The 20604-nt window shown below is 68.7% G+C and carries 19 protein-coding genes; 18 read left to right on the top strand and 1 reads right to left on the bottom strand.

The genetic code is table 11. The annotated features are described in order from the left end of the window. The first annotated feature begins 124 nt into the window (after positions 1 to 124). From NU688_RS09405 to NU688_RS09385, 5 genes are all read left to right on the top strand, one after another. Positions 125 to 895 carry an IclR family transcriptional regulator C-terminal domain-containing protein gene (locus NU688_RS09405; protein WP_198784261.1) on the top strand — a complete coding sequence of 257 codons (771 nt, stop codon included), beginning with the start codon at positions 125 to 127 and terminating at the stop codon, positions 893 to 895. 59 nt (positions 896 to 954) lie between these two features. Continuing rightward, complete coding sequence (locus NU688_RS09400; protein WP_176657107.1) at positions 955 to 1614, top strand: response regulator transcription factor; 660 nt, start codon at positions 955 to 957, stop codon at positions 1612 to 1614. After that, a complete protein-coding gene (locus NU688_RS09395) occupies positions 1611 to 2963 on the top strand; it encodes an ATP-binding protein (protein WP_257860272.1) in 1353 nt (450 codons plus the stop codon). The genes NU688_RS09400 and NU688_RS09395 overlap by 4 nt, the downstream gene beginning before the upstream one ends. 177 nt (positions 2964 to 3140) lie before the next feature. Then, a complete protein-coding gene (locus tag NU688_RS09390) occupies positions 3141 to 4622 on the top strand; it encodes a Do family serine endopeptidase (RefSeq protein ID WP_257860271.1) in 1482 nt (493 codons plus the stop codon). A 17-nt stretch (positions 4623 to 4639) separates the two neighbouring features. Continuing rightward, positions 4640 to 4981 carry a hypothetical protein gene (locus NU688_RS09385; protein WP_257860270.1) on the top strand — a complete coding sequence of 114 codons (342 nt, stop codon included), beginning with the start codon at positions 4640 to 4642 and terminating at the stop codon, positions 4979 to 4981. Here the strand turns inward: NU688_RS09385 and NU688_RS09380 are convergent. Further along, positions 4956 to 5930 carry a YafY family protein gene (locus NU688_RS09380; protein ID WP_257860269.1) on the bottom strand — a complete coding sequence of 325 codons (975 nt, stop codon included), beginning with the start codon at positions 5928 to 5930 and terminating at the stop codon, positions 4956 to 4958. The two genes, NU688_RS09385 and NU688_RS09380, sit on opposite strands and share 26 nt — an antisense overlap. 90 nt (positions 5931 to 6020) lie before the next feature. Here NU688_RS09380 and NU688_RS09375 point away from each other — a divergent pair, with 90 nt between their 5' ends. The 13 genes from NU688_RS09375 to NU688_RS09315 all read left to right on the top strand — a co-directional run bounded on the left by NU688_RS09375 (position 6021) and on the right by NU688_RS09315 (position 20553). Then, positions 6021 to 6425 carry a GFA family protein gene (locus NU688_RS09375; protein WP_257860268.1) on the top strand — a complete coding sequence of 135 codons (405 nt, stop codon included), beginning with the start codon at positions 6021 to 6023 and terminating at the stop codon, positions 6423 to 6425. Between the two features lie 113 nt (positions 6426 to 6538). Continuing rightward, complete coding sequence (gene gspG, locus NU688_RS09370; RefSeq protein ID WP_257860267.1) at positions 6539 to 6988, top strand: type II secretion system major pseudopilin GspG; 450 nt, start codon at positions 6539 to 6541, stop codon at positions 6986 to 6988. 16 nt (positions 6989 to 7004) lie between these two features. Continuing rightward, a complete protein-coding gene (gene gspK, locus NU688_RS09365) occupies positions 7005 to 8048 on the top strand; it encodes a type II secretion system minor pseudopilin GspK (RefSeq protein ID WP_257860266.1) in 1044 nt (347 codons plus the stop codon). Continuing rightward, the gene (gspL, locus tag NU688_RS09360; RefSeq protein ID WP_257860265.1) at positions 8045 to 9229 is read left to right on the top strand and encodes a type II secretion system protein GspL; all 1185 of its coding nucleotides are present in this window, start codon (positions 8045 to 8047) and stop codon (positions 9227 to 9229) included. The genes gspK and gspL overlap by 4 nt, the downstream gene beginning before the upstream one ends. A gap of 32 nt (positions 9230 to 9261) precedes the next feature. Next, positions 9262 to 9822, top strand: coding sequence for a type II secretion system protein M (locus tag NU688_RS09355; protein WP_257860264.1), 561 nt, complete (start codon positions 9262 to 9264; stop codon positions 9820 to 9822). Beyond that, complete coding sequence (gene gspD / locus NU688_RS09350) at positions 9819 to 12425, top strand: type II secretion system secretin GspD (protein WP_257860263.1); 2607 nt, start codon at positions 9819 to 9821, stop codon at positions 12423 to 12425. Before NU688_RS09355 ends, gspD begins: the two co-directional genes overlap by 4 nt. Beyond that, on the top strand, positions 12422 to 13894 hold the full coding sequence (gspE, locus tag NU688_RS09345) for a type II secretion system ATPase GspE (RefSeq protein WP_257860262.1): 1473 nt from the start codon (positions 12422 to 12424) through the stop codon (positions 13892 to 13894). The genes gspD and gspE overlap by 4 nt, the downstream gene beginning before the upstream one ends. 15 nt (positions 13895 to 13909) lie before the next feature. Beyond that, the gene (gene gspF, locus NU688_RS09340) at positions 13910 to 15115 is read left to right on the top strand and encodes a type II secretion system inner membrane protein GspF (RefSeq protein ID WP_257860261.1); all 1206 of its coding nucleotides are present in this window, start codon (positions 13910 to 13912) and stop codon (positions 15113 to 15115) included. 217 nt (positions 15116 to 15332) lie between these two features. Further along, entirely contained in the window at positions 15333 to 16622 is a 1290-nt protein-coding gene (locus NU688_RS09335; RefSeq protein ID WP_257860260.1) for a substrate-binding domain-containing protein, read from the top strand. A 146-nt stretch (positions 16623 to 16768) separates the two neighbouring features. Next, entirely contained in the window at positions 16769 to 18061 is a 1293-nt protein-coding gene (locus NU688_RS09330) for a substrate-binding domain-containing protein (RefSeq protein WP_257860259.1), read from the top strand. A 232-nt stretch (positions 18062 to 18293) separates the two neighbouring features. Continuing rightward, on the top strand, positions 18294 to 18989 hold the full coding sequence (locus NU688_RS09325; RefSeq protein WP_257860258.1) for an STN domain-containing protein: 696 nt from the start codon (positions 18294 to 18296) through the stop codon (positions 18987 to 18989). Next, positions 18986 to 19555, top strand: coding sequence for an RNA polymerase sigma factor (locus tag NU688_RS09320; protein ID WP_257860257.1), 570 nt, complete (start codon positions 18986 to 18988; stop codon positions 19553 to 19555). The genes NU688_RS09325 and NU688_RS09320 overlap by 4 nt, the downstream gene beginning before the upstream one ends. 8 nt (positions 19556 to 19563) lie before the next feature. Next, complete coding sequence (locus NU688_RS09315) at positions 19564 to 20553, top strand: FecR domain-containing protein (protein ID WP_257860256.1); 990 nt, start codon at positions 19564 to 19566, stop codon at positions 20551 to 20553. Positions 20554 to 20604: the final 51 nt, after the last annotated feature.

Here is a 20604-nt window from a genome sequence, read left to right as displayed (position 1 = left end):
CTCCGAGAGGTGTTTCGCCGAGCGTAGGGCGCGGCCGGCCGCCTGGTTCACGGCATTGCGAGGCACTGTGCGATCATGCGAACGCGTGCGCGATCATCGCGCAACACTTCAAGTTGAGACCCGAATGACCATCGCCAAGGCCGATTTCATCGAGGGCATCGCCAAGGGAATGGCGGTGCTCGAAAGCTTCGACACCGAGCGCCAGCGCCTCAATGCCACGCTGGCTGCGGAACGCGCCGGCCTCACGCGCGCCGCCGCCCGCCGCCACCTGCTCACGCTCGCCCACTTGGGCTACCTGGAGACCGACGGCAGCTATTTCTGGATGGCGCCCAAGGTGCTGCGTTTCTCGGGCAGCTACCTTGCCTCGTCGCGCCTGCCGCGTGCGCTGCAGCCCACGCTCAACCGCCTCGCGGCGCAGACCGGTGAATCGTTCTCCGCCGTGGTGCTCGATGGCGAGGAGGTGGTCATCGTCGCGCGCAGCGGCAGCTACGGCACGCCGACGCGCGTGCTGGCCTACGGCCTGCACCTGGGCGCGCGGCTGCCGGCGCATGCGACCTCCACCGGCCGCGTGCTGCTCGCGGCCATGGCCTCCACCCAGCTCACGCAATGGCTCAAGGGCCGGCATCTCGCGCGACTGACGCCGCACACCGTCACGCAGGCACGGGGCCTGCGCCAGCTGATTGCCCGCACGCGCAAGGACGACTATTGTTTTGCCAGCGAGGAGCACGAACTCGGCGTGCAGGCGCTCGCGGTGCCGCTGCGCGACATGCAGGGCCACACGGTGGCTGCGCTCAATGTGGTGCTGTCGGGCACGCGCTACCAGGAAGAAGCGCTGCAACGCGAGATGCTGCCGCTGCTGTTCGAAGCGGCGCGCGAAGTCCGCTCGTTGCTCTGAACTGAACTTCGCCAAGGCCGCTGCCTCGAATCCTGCAGACCGTAGAACGGAATACAACCATGCGACTCCTGCTTCTCGAAGACGACGTGATGATCGGCGAGGCCGTGCTCGACCTGCTGCGCGCCGAGCAATACGCGGTGGACTGGGTGAAAGACGGCGAGGCCGCCGAGTCGGCCCTGCGCACCCAGCAGTACGACCTGGTGCTGCTCGACCTGGGCGTGCCGCGCCGCGATGGCCTCGAAGTGCTGCGCAGCCTGCGCGCCCGCAAGCAGCGCATGCCGGTGCTGATCGCCACCGCGCGCGACTCGGTGCAGCAGCGCATCGAAGGGCTCGATGCCGGCGCCGACGACTACGTGCTCAAGCCCTACGACCTCGACGAACTGCTGGCCCGCATCCGCGCCTTGCTGCGCCGCGCGGCCGGGCGCGCCGAGCCGGTGTACGAGCACATGGGCGTGAGCATCAACCCCGCCACGCGCGAAGTCACGGTGGCCGGCCAGCCGGTGGTGCTGTCGGCGCGCGAATGGGCGGTACTCGAGCCGCTGCTGGCGCGGCCGGGCATGGTGCTCTCGCGCGCCCAGCTCGAGGAAAAGCTCTACAGCTGGAAGGACGAGATCAGCAGCAACGCGGTCGAGGTCTATGTGCACGGCCTTCGGAAAAAGTTGGGCGCTGAATTCATCCGCAACGTGCGTGGAGTGGGCTACATGGTGCCGAAGGTATGACGCGGAGCCTGACCGGATCGCTGCGCGCGCGCCTGCTGTGGTTCCTGCTCGCCGCCATCGTGCTGGCCGCGGGCGCGCAGGCGCTTGTCGCCTACCGCACGGTGCTGCACGAGGCCGACGACATCTTCGACTACCACATGCAGCAGATGGCGATGTCGCTGCGCTCGGGCCTGCCGCCCAGCGCGGCGGTCGGCGGCATCGGCGGCGGCGAGCAGAACTTCGACTTCGTGGTGCAGGTGTGGACCACCGATGGCGTGCGCGTCTTCGAATCCGCCGACCAGGCGGCGCTGCCGCAGCTCGCGGTGCTGGGCTTTGCCGACGTGCGTGCGCGCGGCACCACCTACCGCGTGTTCTCTATGCAGACGCGTGGCCTCGTGATCCAGGTGGCGCAGGACATGGCGGCGCGGCGCAGCATGGCCGGCACGCTGGCGCTGCGCACCATCGCGCCGGTGGCGCTGATGGCGCCGCTCCTGATGCTGGTCGTGTGGTGGGTGGTGAGCCGTTCGCTCGCGCCGGTGGCCCGCGTGAGAAAGCAGGTGGCCTCGCGCCAGGCCGACGATCTTTCTCCGGTGAGCGAAGAGGGCCTGCCCGAAGAGGTGCGCCCGCTGGTGCAGGAACTCAACCTCCTGTTCGGCCGCGTGCGCCATGCCTTCGATGCGCAGAAGCACTTCGTCGCCGATGCCGCGCACGAGCTGCGCTCGCCGCTCGCGGCATTGAAGCTGCAGGTGCAGGGCCTGCAGCGCGCGCCCGACGATGCGGCACGCGATATCGCGGTGAGCCGGCTGGTCGCAGGCATCGACCGTTCGACGCGGCTGGTCGAGCAGATGCTCGCGCTGGCCCGGCACGAAGCCAGCATGGCGGCCGGCGCGAAGCCGGAACCAGTCGATCTGGCCGAGGTGGCACGCCTCGCGATCTCGGATGCCGTGGCGGGCGCGCAGGCGCGGCGCATCGACATCGGCGTCGCGCATGCCGATGCGGCGGTCGTCGAGGGCCAGCCCGAGGCGCTGCGCATGATGCTGCGCAACCTGCTGGACAACGCGGTCAAGTACACGCCCGAAGAGGGGCGCGTTGACATCGGTATCGCGAAGCTGGGCGATGCGGTCGAACTGAGCGTGGACGACAGCGGCCCGGGGCTGCCCGAAGCGGAGCGCGAGCGCGTGCTCGACCGCTTCTACCGCTCGGGCGAACCGCAGGCGCCAGGCAGCGGGCTGGGGTTGGCCATCGTCAAGTCGATTGCGGAGCTGCACGGTGCCACGGTGGCGCTGGAAAAGTCCCCCAGCCTCGGCGGGCTGCGCGTGCGGGTCGTCTTCGCTCCCTCTCCCTCTCCCTCTGGGAGAGGGCTGGGGTGAGGGCACTGTGCCGCCGATGAAGCGCGGCAGCTGGGGTGAGGCCGATGCCCTCACCCCAACCCTCTCCCAGAGGGAGAGGGAGTAAATCCCGAGACCGTTTAAGCCGCGCTTAAGTCAGCGCAACGACATTCCTTTCATCGTGTTTTGCGTCCATACGCAATTGAAAGGAACCGACCCATGAACACCCGCCTGACTTCCCCCCGCGCCCTGGTGATCGCCCTGGCAAGCGCCGGCGTGATCGGCGCCATCGGTGCCGGCGCCTACACCAGCGCCGTGAGCGCCCCAACCAACGCCACCCCCATCGCCGCAGCTCCCGCGATGGTGACGCTGCCCGACTTCTCCACCATCACCTCGCGCGACGGCCCCGCCGTGGTCAACATCAGCGTGACCGGCACCATGAAGGCGTCGGACGACGAAGCCGCGGCCGAGATCCAGGGCATCGACCCCGACGACCCGATGTTCCAGTTCTTCCGCCGCTTCCAGGGCCAGATGGGCCCGCGCGGCCAGCAACAGCAACAACGCGAAGTGCCGGTGCGCGCGCAGGGCTCGGGCTTCATCGTCGACCCGAGCGGCATCATCATCACCAACGCCCACGTCGTGAAGGACGCGAAGGAAGTCACCGTCAAGCTGACCGACCGCCGCGAATACCGCGCCAAGGTGCTCGGCGCCGATGCCAAGACCGACATCGCCGTGCTCAAGATCGACGCGAAGAACTTGCCGGTGCTCGCTCTGGGCAACACCAAGGACCTGAAGGTCGGCGAATGGGTGCTGGCCATCGGCTCGCCCTTCGGCTTCGAGAACACGGTGACGGCCGGCGTCGTGAGCGCCAAGGGCCGCTCGCTGCCCGACGACAGCTACGTGCCCTTCATCCAGACCGACGTGGCCGTGAACCCCGGTAACTCCGGCGGTCCGCTGCTCAACACGCGTGGCGAGGTGGTCGGCATCAACTCGCAGATCTACAGCCGCAGCGGCGGCTACCAGGGCGTGTCGTTCGCGATCCCGATCGACGTCGCCGTGCAGGTGAAGGACCAGATCGTCGCGACCGGCAAGGCCTCGCATGCACGCCTGGGCGTCGCGGTGCAGGAGGTGAACCAGGCCTTCGCCGATTCCTTCAAGCTCGACAAGCCCGAAGGCGCGCTGGTCTCGAACATCGAGAAGGGCGGCCCCGGCGACAAGGCGGGCCTCAAGGCGGGCGACGTGATCCGCAAGGTCGATGGCCAGGCCATCGTCTCTTCGGGCGACCTGCCCGCGGTGATCGGCCAGCAGGCGCCGGGCAAGAAGGTCTCGCTCGAAGTGTGGCGCCAGGGCGAACGCCAGGAGCTGCAGGCCAAGCTCGGCGATGCCAGCGACAAGCCGGCCCAGGTCGCGAAGGCCGACACCGGCGCGGGCCAGGGCAAGCTGGGTCTGGCGCTGCGCCCCCTGCAGCCGCAGGAGAAGCGTGAAGCGGGTGTCGATACCGGTCTTCTGATCGAGGACGCAGCCGGCCCCTCGGCGCAGGCTGGCGTTCAGGCCGGCGACGTGCTGCTGGCCATCAACGGCACGCCGGCACAGAGCCTGGAGCAGGTGCGCGAGGTGGTAGCGAAGGCGACCAACAAGTCGGTGGCGCTCCTCATCCAGCGCGGCGAAGACAAGATCTTCGTGCCGGTCCGCATCGGCTGACGGTAGGGCGCAAGCGGATGAAGCCGCCAGGCAACCTGCCCCTCGTGGTGGTTCAGGAGCGCGCGGCGGCCAACAGCCTCTCCGCGCACATCCTGCCCACGTCGGCCACGATGATCGGCGTGTGCATGACGGTCATGTCGATCGGCCATCTCGGGCCGCGCGACGACATGCGGCTTTTGATCGACAGGCTCCTCGCCATCGACGCGCTGGTCTTCCTGGCCAGCGCGTTGCTGTCTTTCATCTCGATGCGTTCTCGCCGCTCGGGCGTGCGGCTGGAGGCCTGGGGCGAGATGGTGTTCATTGCCGGCCTCGGACTGCTGGCGCTGGGCGCGGTCACGCTGGCGTTCGCGCTGCGCTAGTTCCCACTGCCTTGCCGAGCCGACCGGCAACCAGGGCGATGTGCGCCACCAGTTCCTTCGGCGACTCGACCTCGAAGTCGTGCCCGAGGCAGCCGAGCCATACGGCCAGCGCATCGAGTGAATTGGCCGCGGTCGCGATCCGCGTCGTGCCTTCGTCGATCGCCTCCGGCACGCCGCCCACCCAGCCCAGGTGCGCTTCGAGCGCCTTGACAGGCGCATGCACCACGATGCGCGCGTGGTGCAGGTAGGGCGAGACGCGCAGCGCCTGCTCCATGTACGCCGCGACATCGCCGTGCGGGAGCCTGCGTGGTGTGAAGCGTGCGCCGGTCGGCACGGGCGCCACGATGCGGTCGAGGCGAAAAGTGCGCCAGTCTTCGCGCGCCGTGTCCCACGCGAGCAGGTACCAGCGCTGGCCCGACTGCACCACGCGGTGTGGCTCCACCGTGCGCGCGGTCGCCTTGGCGTGGTGGTCGCGGTAGTCGAAGCGCAGCGCGTCCCGGTCGGTGCAGGCTTCGGCAAACAGCGTGACCGCCTTCAGCCGCACTTCCGACTTGCCGCGCGCAAGCGGCACCACCGACGCGCGCATGCTGTCGAGCCGCTTGCGCAACCGCGGCGGCATCAACTGCTCGAGTTTGGCGAGGGCGCGCATCGAGGCGTTCTCGATGTCGCCCTTGCCGTCGCTCGGATTGCCCAGGCCCAACGCCACCGCGATGGCCTCTTCGTCTTCGAGCAGCAGCGGGGGCAGGGCGGTGCCCGCACCGAGCCGGTAGCCGCCGGCCACGCCCGAGGTCGAGTCGACCGTGTAGCCGAGGCTGCGCAGGCGGTCGACGTCGCGGCGCAGCGTGCGCTCGGTGATCTCGAGGCGTTCGGCCAACCCGGCGCCCGTCCAGGAACGTTGGGCCTGGAACAGGGAAAGGAGCCGGATCAGGCGTGCGGAGGCAGACAGCATGGGCCGCATGATGCCTCGGATCGAGGACAGGATCTGTCCGCAATGGGTCGTAGCCTTGGATTCTTTCCAACCCATCCAAGGACGTCCACCATGAAGAAGACATACAACGGCAGCTGCCACTGCGGCAAGGTTCGCTTCCAGGCCCTCATTGACCTCGCCGCGGGCACCGGCAAGTGCAATTGCTCGATCTGCATGAAGTCCCGCGGCTGGGGCGCGATCGTCAAGCCCGAAGATTTCACGCTGCTCTCGGGCGAGCAGGACCTCTCGAGCTACCAGTTCGCCTCGCGCAGTGCCGAGCATCTGTTCTGCAAGACCTGCGGCATCAAGTCGTTCGGGCGCGGCAACGTGCCCGAGATCGGCGGCGCCTACGTCAGTGTGAACGTGACGTGCCTCGACGACGCGACGCTGGAAGAACTTTCGACTGCACCGGTGCGCCACATGGATGGGCGCAACAACAACTGGTTCGAGGCGCCTGCCGAGGTGCGCTACCTCTGAAACCGGGCCGGGCGCCCGGCCGACTCCCGAGGATTTTCCATCGGACTGACATGCGCTCCTGCCACGATCCGTGGCTTGACCGCAATCGACGTACCTTGTCCTGGGAGTGAAAGATGGCCGCACGTTCCGCCCGCAGCAACGCAAGCCGGCACCCCGTGCAACCGCGCGGCTTCACCCTCATCGAACTGATGGTCGTGCTCGTCATCATCGGCGTGCTCGCCGCGCTGATCGTACCCAGCCTGATGGACCGCCCCGACCAGGCGCGCGCCACCGCGGCGCGGCAGGACGTGGCCGCGATCATGCAGGGGCTGAAGCTCTATCGCCTGGACAACGGCGCCTACCCCAGCTCGACGCAAGGCCTGCGCTCGCTGGTGGAGAAGCCCACCACCGGCAAGGTGCCCACCAACTGGCGCACCTACCTCGAGCGCCTGCCGCAGGACCCGTGGGGCAACGCCTACCAGTACCTGAACCCCGGCACCCACGGCGAGGTCGATGTGTTCTCGCTGGGCGCCGACGGTGAACCCGGCGGAGAGAAAGCCAACGCAGACGTCGGCTCCTGGTAGCGCACGGACCACGAACGTGCACGCACCGATGGGCATCAGGGCGGGCCAGCCCGTCCGCGCCTTTGCTTCCATTCACGACATTCATGCGCGCCAGCGCGGCATGGCCGTGGTCAGCGCGCTGCTGATCGTCGCCGTCATCGCCGCGCTGGCCGCGGGCCTGCTGGGCCGGCAATCGGCCTTCATCCGCACCACGCAGGGCGACCAGTCGCGCGTGCAAGCGCGCTGGCTGCTGCGAGGCGAAATCGGCGAGGCGCAGCGCGTGCTGCGCGCGGAAGCGCTGCGAGATGTGACCACCCGTCTGGACGGCCTGTGGAACCAGCCCTTCGCGCGGCAGGCCTCGGGCCAGGTGGCCGCCGACGGCGGGCGCCTCGTGAGCGAGATCACCGACGAGCAGGGCAAGTTCAACCTGCGCAACCTGGTGGATGCGGTGGGTGTCGATCCGGCGGAGGTCGAGGTGTTCACACGGCTCTGCGCAACGGTGGGTGTGCCGCCGCGGCAGGCGCAGGCGATCATGCGCCGCGTCATCCTGAGCCTGGGCGATGCGGAATCGCAGGCGCCGGGCGACGTGACGCAAGAAGTTCGCACGCGGGCCGCCAAGGCGGCTGCCGCGCTCGGCCTGCCGGCCGAACTGCCACGCGCTCCAACGGCCCCGCGACCGCGCGTTGTGGAAGACCTGCTGGCCGTGCCTGGCATGGACCCGGCGATGCTCGCCCGGCTTGCGCCTTTCGTGACCGTGCTGCCCCAGCGCACCTGGATCAACGCGAACACAGCGAGCGCCGAACTCATCGCCGCCGGCGTGCCGGGGCTGTCGCTCGATCGCGCCCGCGCCTTGCTGGCGGCCCGCGATCGCGGCCAATGGTTCGTGAACCGCGGCGACTTCGTCAACCGCCTCCGAATGCCAGCGCTCGACCTGAACGAGATGCGCATGGGCATCACCAGCAATTGGTTCCGCGTGGCGAGCGTGCTCGACACCGCGCGCACGAAGTTCGTGCAGGTGGCTTTGCTGCACGACGACAAGACCTCCATGCCGCGCGTGACGTGGCTGCGGGAGGGCGTATGAAGGTCGACCTGCTGCGTTTGCGCCTGCCGCCCTGGCCGGGCGATGGCGCGCCACCCGGCACGGTGCAATGCGGCTGGCGCGAGTCCGACGGGACATGGCGCGATGGCGGCACGCTGGCGCTCGGCGAGATCGCCGGGCGCTTCCATCCGAAGCGCATCGAGGCCTGCCTGCATCCCGGCGACGTGCCCACGGCCAGCTTCGCGCTGCCGCCGCTGTCCGGCCGGCGCCTGCATGCGGCTGTGCAGGGCGCCATCGAGCCTTGCGCGCTCCGTCCGCTCGAAACCCTGGTGACAGGCTTTGGCGTACGTGGGCCGGATGGCGCCGTACCCGCGGCATGGGTGGGCCGCGATGTGGTGGAAGGCTGGTCGGGCCTGCTGCGCCGGCACGGCCTGGCGGTGCGCGCGCTGCATCTGCCGGCGGCTTTCCTGCCATGCGCCGACGCGGGCTGGACCGCATGCCAGATCGACCGGTGGCTCGTCGTCCGCACGGGGCAGGACCAGGGCTTCACGCATTGGCTGCCGGACGGAGCGGATCGCGAAGCGGGCATCGCGGCGCATGCCGGCGGCGATGCGGCACTTCCCGCGGTGCGATGGGTCGAGGGCGATGCGGCGGTGCAGTGGGCCGGCGAAGGCTGGCGCTGGTCACTGCCAGTCGGCAGCACGGAAGCCGGCAGTAGCGGTGTTGCCGCGTTGGCCGCACCCGCTGTCGCATGGGGCGCCATCGCCGCAGCCGTGTGGCTGGTCGGGCTGAATGTCTACGCCAGCCAGCTGGCCGCGCAAGGCCAGACGCTGAAGCGGCAGATGGCCGCGCGGGTCAAGGCCGCGTTTCCTGACGTGCCGGTGGTCGTCAATCCGGTGCAGCAGGCACGGCAGCAGAAAGAGGCGCTCGCCGCGGGCGCGCCGCAAGCGGCAAAGGGCGACTACGCGGGTCTTTCGCGCGCGGCAGCGAACCTGCTCGCGCAGGCGCCGGCCGGGCAGGTTCAGGGCCTGCGCTATGCGGCGGGCGAGCTGCAGTTCCGATGGCGCGACGGCGCGGCGCCGGAGGCGGAGGCGCTGCGCACGCTGCAGGCCCAGGCCCGTGAGCAAGGCTTCGCCATCGAAGGCGATGCGGGCACGCTGCGCATGAAGGTCGCCAGCGACGCACCGGCCGCAGAGGGCACCGCGCAGAAAGGTTCGCCATGAACGCCGATCGCCTGCGCCCACTGGTTCGCGCCTTGCAACCGACACACCAACTGATCCGTGAAGGCACGACACGCTGGCGCGCACTGTCCGCGCGCGACCGGTTCGCGGTGGGCATCGCAGCGCTCGTGATGACGCTCGCGTTCCTGTGGCTCGCGCTGACCCGCCCCGCGCTGGACACCATCGTCCAGTGGCGTCGCGACCTGCCGAAGCTGCAGGCCCAGTCGACCGAACTCGACGGCATCCTCGCCGGCGTTCCCGTCGCGGGCGGGCGGGCGGGTGCGCAGGCCGAGCCCTTGCAAACGGGCCTGGACCGCGCCGGCCTGCAAGGGCTCTACAAGGTCCACGACGTCGTGGCCGACGGGCCCGCCGCCGCAGGCAGCAAGCCCTTGCCCGCGAAAGCGTGGCGCATCGAATTCTCCGGACCCGCGCCCGCGGCCAAGGTCTTTTCATGGCTGCTGGCGGTGTCCGCCCGCAGCGACGTCGAAGTCATGCGCGCCAACCTGGAGCGCGCGGACGGCACCGCCGACCCACAGGGTCCGGTGCGCGGTGCGGTGGACCTGCAGTCCACGCAAATCAACAAGGATGGCCCGTGATACGAGAGCTGAAGGGCGCAGCGATGCGCCGATGGACCGTGGCCTGCTGCCTGGCTTCCCTGACACTGGTCAGTGGCGCAAGCCTCGCGGCCGGTGCGACGCAAAGCGCACCGCCCGGTCGCCCGGAAGCCGCCAGGAGCGGCAGGGACGAGAAGGTGGTGCTCAACTTCGTCGATGCCGACATCACCTCCGTGGTCTCGGCGCTGGCGCGTTTCCTCGGGCGCAACTTTCTCTTCGATCCGCGTGTGAAGGGGCAGATCACCCTCGTCTCCGAAGGCGAGGTGCCCGCGGCCACGGCCTACGGCATGCTCTCGACCGCGCTGCGCATGCGCGGCTTCGCGATCGTCGACGTGGGCGACGTGAGCCGCGTCGTGCCGGTGGCCGATGCCAAGTTGCAGGGCGGCTCGGTCAACACGCGCAACCCCGGCGGCGGTCTTGCCACGCGCACCTTCCGGCTGAACTACGAGAACGCCGAGGCGATGGTGCCGGTGCTCAAGCCGCTCATCGCGGCCGAGAACACCATCACGGCCTACCAGGCCAACAACACGCTGGTGGTGACCGACTACATCGACAACCTCGAGCGCCTGGCCCGCATCATCGAGAGCATCGACACGCCCACCTCGCTCGACGCCGAAGTGGTGAAGCTGCGCAACGGCATCGCGGTGGACATCGCGGGCCTGGCGAGCGAGCTGCTGGAGAACACCGGCGACAAGGGCAAGCGCGACATCGTCGTGCTGGCCGATCCGCGCTCCAACAGCGTCATCATCCGGTCGAGCAGCCCGGGCCGGACCGCGCTCGCGCGCGAGCTGATCGCCAAGCTCGAAAGCGCGCAGAGCGACCCGGGCAACCTGTACGTGGTGTACCTGCGCAATGCGCAATCGGTGCCGCTGGCCAATGTGCTGCGCGGCCTGTTGACGGGTGAATCGCCCGATGCATCGGCGGCCGGCAACACCTCGGTTCGTGCGGCGCTGGGCGCGGGCGGCATGCTCGGCGGCGCGGGGGGGGCGGGCGCCACGGGCACGAACGGCAGCACCGCTGCCGGGACGGGTACAGCGGGCACTGCGGGCACATCGGGCACGGCGAACCGCAGCACGACAGGCGGCATACAGCGCGGCGGCGCGGGCGGCTCTGCGTCCGGCGCGGCGGGCGGCAGTACCTCTGCCGCCTTCTCCGCCAATGGCGTCACGGTGCAGGCCGACGCCGCGACCAACACCTTGATCATCGCGGCGCCCGAGCCGATGTACCGGAGCCTGCGCCGCGTGATCGACATGCTCGACCAGCGGCGCGCGCAGGTGCTGGTCGAGAGCCTGATCGTCGAGGTGACAGAGCGCGACGCCTCCGAGCTGGGCATCCAGTGGATGGCCGGCGGACGCAACGGCCAGGTGCGCGGAGGCACGAACTTCGGCGGCGCCCAGCTCAACACCGCTGCGACCAACACCATCGACGTGATTCCCAGGGGCCTGAACATCGGCGTGATCGATGGCACCGTCAACCTGCCGGGCGTGGGCGAGATCCTCAACCTCAAGGTGCTGGCCCGCGCGCTGCAGACCAAGGACGGCGCCAACATCCTCTCGACGCCCAACATCCTCACGCTGGACAACGAGCAGGCCTCCATCATGGTGGGCAAGACCGTGCCTTTCGTGAGCGGGCAGTACATCACCAACGGCAATAGCAGCAGCAACCCGTTCCAGACCATCCAGCGCGAAGACATCGGCCTGAAGCTGAACATCCGGCCGCAGATTTCCGAGGGCGGCACCGTCAAGCTCGACATCTACCAGGAGGTGTCGAGCATCGACGAGCAAAGCTCGGGCGCGGCCGGCATCGTCACCAACAAGCGCGCGCTGGACACCAGCATCCTGGTGGACGACGGCCAGATCATGGTGCTCGGCGGGCTGATGGAAGACAGCGTCACCAACGGCACCGAGGCCGTGCCCGGGCTCGGTTCGCTGCCGGTCGTGGGCAACCTGTTTCGCTACGACAAGCGCCAGCGCGTCAAGACCAACCTGATGGTGTTCCTCAGGCCCTACGTGATCCGCGATGCGAACGCGAGCCGCGGCCTCACGCTCGACCGCTACAACTTCATGCGCATGCAGCAAGGGCGGTCGCGGCCCATGCCGCATGGCCTGTTGCCCGATGTCGGCGGCCCCGCGCTGCCGCCCTCCGACGTGCCCAGAGTGGGCCGCGCACCGCAGGTCGACCTGCGCCCGCAGAACTGGGCGCAGACGCGCGAACAGGCGCCGCCGCCCACCGCAGCGGCCAGCGAGGTGCGCCAGGCGCCCGAGGCGGCCGCGCCGCCAACACCGGTGCTGCGCTCGCAGCTGCCGGTCGGCGTGACGGTGGACTCCGATCCCGCCGTGCTCTACGGCGGCGCCAACGACAAGCGCACCGTCGTGCAGATCGCCGACGTGAACGCCGAGCAGGACGCGGTGCGCATCGTCAAGCGGGTGCGCATCAGCGGCATCGGCGCCTACATCGTGAGCGGTCCGGGCGGGGAGGGGAACCTCGTGCGCGCGGATGTTCCGCGCGATCCGCAGGCGGTGGACAACACCATCGCCGTGCTGCGCGAGCTGGGCTACCGGCCGGAGCTGGTGGTGACGCCGTGAGCGATGCGGTGGTGCATGCACAGGCGCGCGAACAGGCACACGAAGCCGTGCTGCCGCATGCATGGGCGCGCAGCCAGCGCATCGTCGTGCGCAGGGAGGGCGACGATGTGCCCCGCATCGTGGTGTGCCCGCGCACGCCGGGCTGGGCCATCGTCGAGGCACGCCGCCTGCTGGGCGAGCTGCCGCTGAAACAGGTCGGCGAGGTCGAGATGGACGGCCTGCTCGCCGGCAGCTATGCCGAGACCGGCGACGCCGCTTCGGTGGTCGGCGCCGTGGAGCAGCAGGTCGATCTCGCGCGCCTGATGCAGGACATTCCCGCCGTCACCGACCTGCTCGACGCGCAGGACGATGCACCCGTCATCCGCATGATCAACGCGCTGCTGACCCAGGCCGCACGCGACGGCGCGAGCGACGTGCACCTCGAATCCTTCGAGACCCATTCGGTGGTGCGCTTTCGCGTCGACGGCACGCTGCGCGATGTGGTGTCGCCGCGCCGCGCGCTGCATGCGGCGCTCATCTCGCGCATCAAGATCATGTCGCAGCTCGACATCGCCGAGAAGCGCCTGCCGCAGGACGGGCGCATCACCCTGCGCGTGGGCGGGCGGCCCATCGACGTGCGCGTGTCCACCGTGCCCACCGCGCATGGCGAACGCGCGGTGCTGCGTTTGCTCGAGAAAGACGCCGGCCGCCTGCAACTCGAACGCCTGGGCATGGCGCCCGACACGCTGGCCGAACTCACGCGGCTGGTGCGCCAGCCGCACGGCATCGTGCTCGTGACCGGTCCCACCGGCAGCGGCAAGACCACCACGCTCTATGCGGCGCTCGGCCAGCTCGACCTGAGCACCAGCAACATCCTCACCGTGGAAGACCCGGTGGAATACGACCTGCCCGGCATCGGCCAGATTCCGGTGCACAGCAAGATCGGCATGACCTTCGGCGCCGCGTTGCGCGCGGCGCTCCGGCAGGACCCGGACAACATCATGATCGGCGAGATCCGCGACCTGGAGACCGCGCAGATCGCGGTGCAGTCCTCGCTCACCGGCCACGGCGTGCTGGCCTCGCTGCACACCAACGACGCGGTCTCGGCCGTCACGCGCATGAGCGACATGGGCATCGAGCCCTTCCTGCTGTCGTCGTCGCTGCTGGGCGTGCTCGCGCAGCGGCTGGTGCGCCGGCTGTGTCCCGCATGCAAGGCGCCACGCCAGCAGCCCGACGGCAGCGTGGCCTACGTGCCGGTGGGCTGCCCCGCGTGCGGCAACTCCGGCTTCAAGGGACGCACCGGCATCCACGAACTCTTCGTGGTGCACGACGACGTCCGCCGCCTCATCCACGAAGGCGGCGACGAGCAGGCCATGCGCGCCGCCGCCGTGCGCCACGGCATGCGCTCGATGCGCGAGGACGGCCAGCGCTGGGTGCGCGAAGGCGTGACCACCGCCGAGGAAATCATGCGCGTCACGCGCGACGCATAGGAAGGAGGCGCGGCCATGGCCCGTTTCGAATTCGAGGCCGCCAACGGCGCTGGCGAAATCCAGCGTGGCACTACCGAAGGCGAGTCCGCGCGATCGGTGCGCACGCAACTGCGCGAGCGCGGCCTGACACCGCTCGACATCCGCGAGAAGGCTGCGGGCGGCGGTGCGTTGGCGTGGCTGAACCCGAAGCTCAGTGCCAGCGACCTGTGCTGGGCCACACGCGAACTCGCGAGCCTCCTGGGCGCACGCCTCACGCTCGAAGCTGCGCTCGTCGCCACCATCGAGCAGGCCGAGCGCAAGCACGTGGCCGATGCCTTGAGCGCGGTGTGCGACGGTGTGCGCGCCGGCATGCGGCTGGCCGATGCGCTGGGCGAACGGCCGCGCGACTTTCCATCGATCTACCGCGCGCTCGTGAGCGCGGGCGAAGACTCGGGCGACCTTGCGCGCGTCATGGAGCGGCTGGCCGACTACCTGGAGAACCGCGACAACCTGCGCAGCAAGGTGCTCACCGCCTTCATCTATCCGGCCATCGTCGGCTTCGTGTCGTTGTGCATCGTGGTCTTCCTGCTGGGTTACGTGGTGCCGCAGGTCATCGGTGCGTTCGCGCAGGCGCGGCAGGAGTTGCCCGCCATCACGCGCGCCATGCTGGCCGCGAGCGCCTTCGTGCGCGAGTGGGGCTGGCTTACCGCGGGCCTCATCGTTGGCGCCTGGGTACTCGCCCGCGCCTCGCTGCGCGATGCCGGCAGGCGGTTGCGCTGGCACGCGATGGTGCTGCGCATGCCGATGGTGGGCCGCTACGCGCTCGGTGTGGACACCGCGCGCTTCGCCTCCACGCTGTCGATCCTGATGGACGCGGGCGTGCCGCTGCTGCGCGCGCTGGAAGCCGCGCGGCAGACGCTCGGCAACGAATGGATCAAGCGCTGCGTGCTCGAAGCCACGGGCCGCGTGAAAGAGGGCACGCCGCTCGCGGCGGCATTGAAAGCGCAAAAGATTTTTCCCTCCAACCTCGTGCATCTGGTCGCCAGCGGCGAGAAGACGGGCGCGCTCGCAGCCATGTTCGAGCGTGCGGCCCAGAACCTCTCCCGAGATCTGGAGCGCCGCGCAATGCGCCTCACGACCGTGCTCGAGCCTCTGATGATCGTCGGCATGGGAGGCGTGGTGATGGTGATCGTGCTCGCCGTGCTCATGCCGATCATGGAAATCAACCAGATGGTGCGCTGAATGTTCGGGAACACAGGCATCGAAAACAGCCGCGAGTTCGGGAGCTTTTGCAGCTGTGTTCCCGAGGTTTTTTCGGGCCCCTGTCACCTGCGAAAAGCAAGATCAAAACGTCGCCGAGAAGGGTGACAGAGGCAGAGACGAGACAGGCGGTCGAACGAACGAGCGTCGCGTCTTCGGTAGTTCATTTTTTACTTTTGGTCCATTCAAAGGAGTTTCCATGAATGCAATGTTCAAGACGGCCGCACTGTCGGCCGTGGCAGTGGCTTGCCTGGTGGGCGCAGGTGTTGCGTCGGCCCAGATCGTGCGTGGCGGCGGTGCGACGCTGCCCGAGCCGCTGTACGACGCCCTCCTGCCGAGCGGCATCGGCAATACCAACTACAGCTACACCGGCACCGGCAGCGGCGCTGGCAAGTCGGCATTCCTCAACAACAACGCCACCGGCTTCAAGAACGAATCGATCGCCGGCACGCCCGCCTGGCTCCCGGCCGACTCCGTGCATTTCGCCGGCAGCGATTCCACCCTGACCTCCACCGAGTACAACACCTACAAGACCGCCCACATCGAATCCTCGCCCGGCGTCCCGGTGACCGGCGCCGCAGCCTGGGGCCCGCTGATCCAGATCCCGGCCGTCGGTGCCGCGGTGCTCATCCCCTACAAGAGCTCCACCGCCAGCGTCATCTCCAGCCTGAACCTGCCGGACGCCAAGATGTGCGCGGTCTTCTCCAAGTCCGTGGGTGGCCGCACCTGGGGTGAACTGCTCGGTACCGCCGACACCACGCCCATCCAGGTGGTCTATCGCAACGAAACCAGCGGCACCACCGAACTGCTGGCCCGTTACCTGCTCGCCGCCTGCCCGGGCAGCGGTTTCGTCTTCTCGAACAACTTCCGCACCGTGGTTACCGGCGCCCTTCCGGCTGGCACGCCGCTGCCCCGCCTGTCCACTGCCCCGGCTGACCCTGCTGCCGACGCCATCTGGAAATTCGTCGACGGCAATGGCGGCATGGCTGCTGAGTTCGGCACGGCTGGCCGTATCGGCTACCTGAGCCCGGATCCGGCCTTCAACCCGACCAACGCCACGAAGGTCGCGACGGTCAACGGCTTCGCACCGCTTCCCGCTTCGATCAAGACGGCACTCGCCAGCCAGGTGCTGCCCCTCGGTGGCGCATCGACCGATCCGCTCGCCTGGGTTCCGGCCTATGTGAAGCCGCCCGTCAGCGGCACTGGCGCCAGCTACCCGATCTTCGGCACCACCAACCTGCTGCTGAACCAGTGCTACAAGGATCCGGCGATCACTACCAAGGTCCGCAACTTCCTGGCCCGCCTGTATGTGCCGAGCCCGCTCGTCGCTTCGCACGGCTTCGCTGCGCTGCCTGACGGCACCGGCGCTGCTGGTGCCAACGCCAACTGGAAGTCCGCCATTCAGACCACGTTCCTGACCACGACCGCTGCTCTGGGCATTGGCAACCCCAACGTCTGCAACACCGTCGGCCGTCCGGTGACCAACTGATCGACTGTTCTGCGTGCATGTCCTGAACCGGCGCGCCTCGGCGTCGCCGGTTCCGGATCAGCCCCGGGGGAAGGTTGTGCCAAGGCACGGCCTGAACTCCCGGGGCTTTTTTTTCTGTAGCTGCCAGTTCATTCAACGGAGTTTCCATGCGTGCAAAGTTCAAGAAGGTCGCCTTGCTGGCCGTGATGGTGAAGGGCCTGTTGGTCGTGGGTGCGGCTTCCGCGCAGATCGTGGTCGGTGGTGGCGCGACGTTGCCCGAGCAACTGCACAAGGATTTGCTGCCCAGCGGCGTAGCTCTCACCAACTACAGCTATACCGGCATCGGCAGCGTCGTCAAGGATGCATTCCTGCTCAACAACCCGCAGGCCACCGTTGGCCGCGAGTTGCGCGACGAGAGCCAGGCAACCCGTCCAAAGTGGCCGACGACGCAGTCGGTGCATTTCGCTGCCGGCGAATCCGTATTGCGCGCAGCCGAACGCGATGCCTACAGGGCTGCTCACGTCGAATTGGCGCCCGGCGTTCCGGTGACGGGCCCGGCCGCCTGGGGGCCGCTGATCCAGATTCCGATCTTCGGCACTGCGGTGTTGATTCCCTACAAGGGGTCCGCCGCCAGCGCCGTGACCAACCTGAACCTGCCGGATGCAAAGGTCTGCGCGATCTTCTCAAAACAGCCTGGTGGCCGTTCCTGGGGCGAATTGCTCGGCACCGCCGATCCCACGCCGATTCAGGTGGTCTACAACGATGAGCTCAGCGGCACGACCGAACTACTGAGTCGCTACCTCGTGGCTGCATGCCCCGGCAGCGGTTTCCGTGTCTCCAGCGACTTTCGCGCGGTGGTCGACGGCACCGTCCCGGCCGGTACGCCGCAGCCCCGTCGATCCACCGACCTGGCCAACCCCGCAGCCGATGCCATCTGGCGCTTCACCGAGGGTGATGCTGGAATGTCCGGTTCGTTCAGCACGGCCGGTCGCATCGGCTACATGAGCCCGGATCCGGCCTACAACCCAACCAACGACACGCTCTTCGCGAAGGTCAACGGCTTCCTGCCGGTCGCCGCTGCGATCAGGACGATGCTCGGCAGCCAGTCGCTGCCCGTTGGCGGCGCCACGACCGATCCGCTCGCCTGGGTTCCTGCCTATGTGAAGCCGCCCGTCAGCGGCACCGGTGCCAGCTACCCGATCTTCGGCACCACCAACCTGCTGGTGAACCAGTGCTACAGGGACCCCGCGATCACGGCGAAGGTCCGCTCGTTCTTGACCCGTCTGTACGTGCCGAGCCCGCTGGTCACCTCGCACGGTTTCGTTCCGCTGCCCGACGGCACCGCCGGCACGCAGAACTGGAGGTCGACCATCATCTCCAGGTTCTTGACCGTGACCAGCGCCCAGGCCATCGGCAACACCAGCGTCTGCAACGGCATCGGTCGCCCGTTGAGCAACTGATTGCTGCGTTCGAACGCGTTTTCATCGTTGCGGAATCCGATGTCGGTGTTTGGTTTTTCAATGTCACGTGAACGTCACCGCCCAAAGCTAACGTCACCCGGGTTCGCCGACGTGCCCCGTGTTTCGGTCGGCGAACGCGGCAACTCAGGAGCGTGTGCGCCTACCCGGTATGAGAGTGAATTCGGCATCGGTCAGTGTCGTGGCACTGGCATGGTGTCTTGCTGGAGCGGCCATGTCGTTCATCGCGCACACCGCGAGCGCACAGCAAGCGGAAGCAGCGACGGCGCCCGCGACGCGCATGGAATTCGACATCGCCGCGCAGCGCCTGGGCGATGCCATCGCGGCCTACGGCAAGGCGACGGGGCTGGACGTATTGATCGACGGCGTTCATGCGCAACGCCTTTCGGGAACGGTGCGCGGCACGTTCACCGCCATGGAGGCTCTGGAGGCCATGCTGGCCGGCACGGGATTGGAGGCGCGCCATGCGAGCGCGACGTCGGTGGTGATTCGTGCATCGCGCACGGCCGGCGGCACGGCCTTGCAGCCGATGCCCGAGGCCGAGGGCATGGAGGAGTCGGGGTTCAAAGAAGGGGAAGTCTTGCATCAGTCCTATGCCGCCCAGGTTCAGCGGGCCTTGAACGGCACCTTGTGCGCTTCGACGCAGACGCGTCCGGGCAGCTACCGCCTCGCGCTGCAACTGCACGTCGATGCGCGCGGCGTGGTGGACCGCTTTCGCCTCCTGAGCACGACCGGCGTCTCCGACCGCGACGCCGCCATACAGATCCGGCTGCGCGGCCTGTCCGTCGGCAGCCCGCCGCCGCCTTCGCTGCCGCAGCCGCTGGTCATCCTGATGCTGCCGGAAGGACCTGGCGCGTGGTCCGATTGCGAGGCGTCGAACGCCACCGACACGAACAGGCGCATGCAATGAACGAAGGCATGGCGTCCACGCTGCGCGCGCGCATGGTCGCGCGCTATGTCGAGCTGCGCGGCAAGCTCGAGCGCATCGTCGGTTCGCGCGACGACGCGGCCGATGCGATGCAGGAAACCTGGCTGCGTCTTTCCACGACGAGCTCCACCGGTTCCGCCACCAGCGATGGCGGCACGGTGAACAACGCCGACGCCTACCTGCTGCGCATGGCCGCGAACATCGCGACCGACCAGTACCGGCAGAACAACGTGCTGCTGGTGCACGGTGAGATCGATGAACTGGTGCATATCGTGGACGAGGTGAGCGACCCCGAGCGCATCGCCAGTGCACGCAGCGACGTGCGGGCATTGAGCCAGGTGCTGGGACGCATGCCCGCGCGGCGCCGTGCCATCCTGGTGGCGGCGCGCGTCGAGGGCCAGCTCAACGACGAGATCGCGCGGCGTTTCGACGTGTCGCTGAGCACGGTCGAGAAGGAGCTGCGCGCCGCCCTCGAATTCTGCAAGCAGCATTTGCCGGATGTGGAGGCTGCGCAGCGTGGCCGCTTTGCCGGTCCGAGACAATACTGATGAGCGCCATGTCTTCCCCCGATCCCGAATCCCTGCTGCAACGCCAGGCCGAGGCTTGGTGGGTGCGCCTGCATTCGGGCCGGGCCACCCGCGCCGACGCCGATGCGTTCCGCGAATGGGCGACCCACAGTACGGCGCATGCACAGGCCTGGCGCGAGGTGATGCGGACGTGGTCCGCGCTCGATCCGCTGCTGGCCGAAGAGGCCGTGCGCCAGGCATCGCGCGCCGGCGCGTTCTCGTTGCGGGGGCTCTCCGCGGCCCTGGCCTTGCAGTCGCCGCGGCGCCGGGCGTTCCTCGGTGGCGCGGTCGCGGCCTCGGTGACGGCGGGCGTGATGGCGGTCGATCCGCCGCTCGGCCTGTGGCCCTCGGTCGGCGAGCTCACGGCGGACTACCGCACCGCCACCGGCGAGCAGCGCCAGGTGGCGCTGGCGCAGGGCATCAGCGTGCGCATGAACACGCAGACGCTCATCAACCGCATCGGCGCCGACACGGGCCCTCGCGGCATGGTGCTGGTGGAGGGGGAGGCGGAGATCGTGGCGAACGGTGCGAGCGATTTCCTCGTGGAAACCGGCGGCGGCCGCCTCGTGGCGCGCGCCGCGCGCTTCAACATCCGCCACACCGGTCCGCAGGTCTGCGTGACCTGCCTGGACGGCCGCGTGACGGTGTCGGTGAACGGCGAGCAGCGCTCGCTCGAAGCAGGTCGGCAGGTGACCTACGACAAGGCCGGCCTGCAAGAGGTCGTGCGCGCGGACGAGGCCAGCGTGAGCACATGGCGAACGGGCATCCTGTCCTTCGACCGCATGCCGCTCGTGGAAGTGATCGACGAGATCAACCGCTACCGGCCCGGCAAGGTCTTGCTGCGCAACGAAGAGCTGGGCCGCACGCTGGTGAGGATGCAACTGAACCTGCGCAGCATCGACAACGCGCCCGTGATGATTCGCGAACTCTACGGCGCACGCATGCGCAGCCTGCCGGGCGGCATCGTGGTGCTGAGCTGAGAGACTGAGTCGAAATTAATTTACGGGTTGCGCCGCGCAGGCTCGTCATGG

It is taken from the genome of Variovorax sp. ZS18.2.2 (assembly GCF_024701975.1).
GTDB lineage: Bacteria > Pseudomonadota > Gammaproteobacteria > Burkholderiales > Burkholderiaceae_C > Variovorax.
The sequence above is the reverse complement of the archived record's forward strand: the minus strand, read 5'-3'. Positions and strand labels throughout refer to the sequence as shown.

What these genes read in the sequence shown, in the direction of transcription:
- NU688_RS09320 (WP_257860257.1), top strand. Translation starts at nt 18,986, where the DNA reads ATGAACGAAGGCATGGCGTCCACGCTGCGCGCGCGCATGGTCGCGCGC.
- NU688_RS09325 (WP_257860258.1), top strand. Translation starts at nt 18,294, where the DNA reads ATGTCGTTCATCGCGCACACCGCGAGCGCACAGCAAGCGGAAGCAGCG.
- NU688_RS09330 (WP_257860259.1), top strand. Translation starts at nt 16,769, where the DNA reads ATGCGTGCAAAGTTCAAGAAGGTCGCCTTGCTGGCCGTGATGGTGAAG.
- NU688_RS09375 (WP_257860268.1), top strand. Translation starts at nt 6,021, where the DNA reads ATGAAGAAGACATACAACGGCAGCTGCCACTGCGGCAAGGTTCGCTTC.
- NU688_RS09385 (WP_257860270.1), top strand. Translation starts at nt 4,640, where the DNA reads ATGAAGCCGCCAGGCAACCTGCCCCTCGTGGTGGTTCAGGAGCGCGCG.
- NU688_RS09395 (WP_257860272.1), top strand. Translation starts at nt 1,611, where the DNA reads ATGACGCGGAGCCTGACCGGATCGCTGCGCGCGCGCCTGCTGTGGTTC.
- gspL (WP_257860265.1), top strand. Translation starts at nt 8,045, where the DNA reads ATGAAGGTCGACCTGCTGCGTTTGCGCCTGCCGCCCTGGCCGGGCGAT.
- NU688_RS09405 (WP_198784261.1), top strand. Translation starts at nt 125, where the DNA reads ATGACCATCGCCAAGGCCGATTTCATCGAGGGCATCGCCAAGGGAATG.
- NU688_RS09335 (WP_257860260.1), top strand. Translation starts at nt 15,333, where the DNA reads ATGAATGCAATGTTCAAGACGGCCGCACTGTCGGCCGTGGCAGTGGCT.
- NU688_RS09380 (WP_257860269.1), bottom strand. Translation starts at nt 5,930, where the DNA reads ATGCTGTCTGCCTCCGCACGCCTGATCCGGCTCCTTTCCCTGTTCCAG.
- NU688_RS09315 (WP_257860256.1), top strand. Translation starts at nt 19,564, where the DNA reads ATGTCTTCCCCCGATCCCGAATCCCTGCTGCAACGCCAGGCCGAGGCT.
- NU688_RS09390 (WP_257860271.1), top strand. Translation starts at nt 3,141, where the DNA reads ATGAACACCCGCCTGACTTCCCCCCGCGCCCTGGTGATCGCCCTGGCA.
- NU688_RS09400 (WP_176657107.1), top strand. Translation starts at nt 955, where the DNA reads ATGCGACTCCTGCTTCTCGAAGACGACGTGATGATCGGCGAGGCCGTG.
- gspG (WP_257860267.1), top strand. Translation starts at nt 6,539, where the DNA reads ATGGCCGCACGTTCCGCCCGCAGCAACGCAAGCCGGCACCCCGTGCAA.
- gspF (WP_257860261.1), top strand. Translation starts at nt 13,910, where the DNA reads ATGGCCCGTTTCGAATTCGAGGCCGCCAACGGCGCTGGCGAAATCCAG.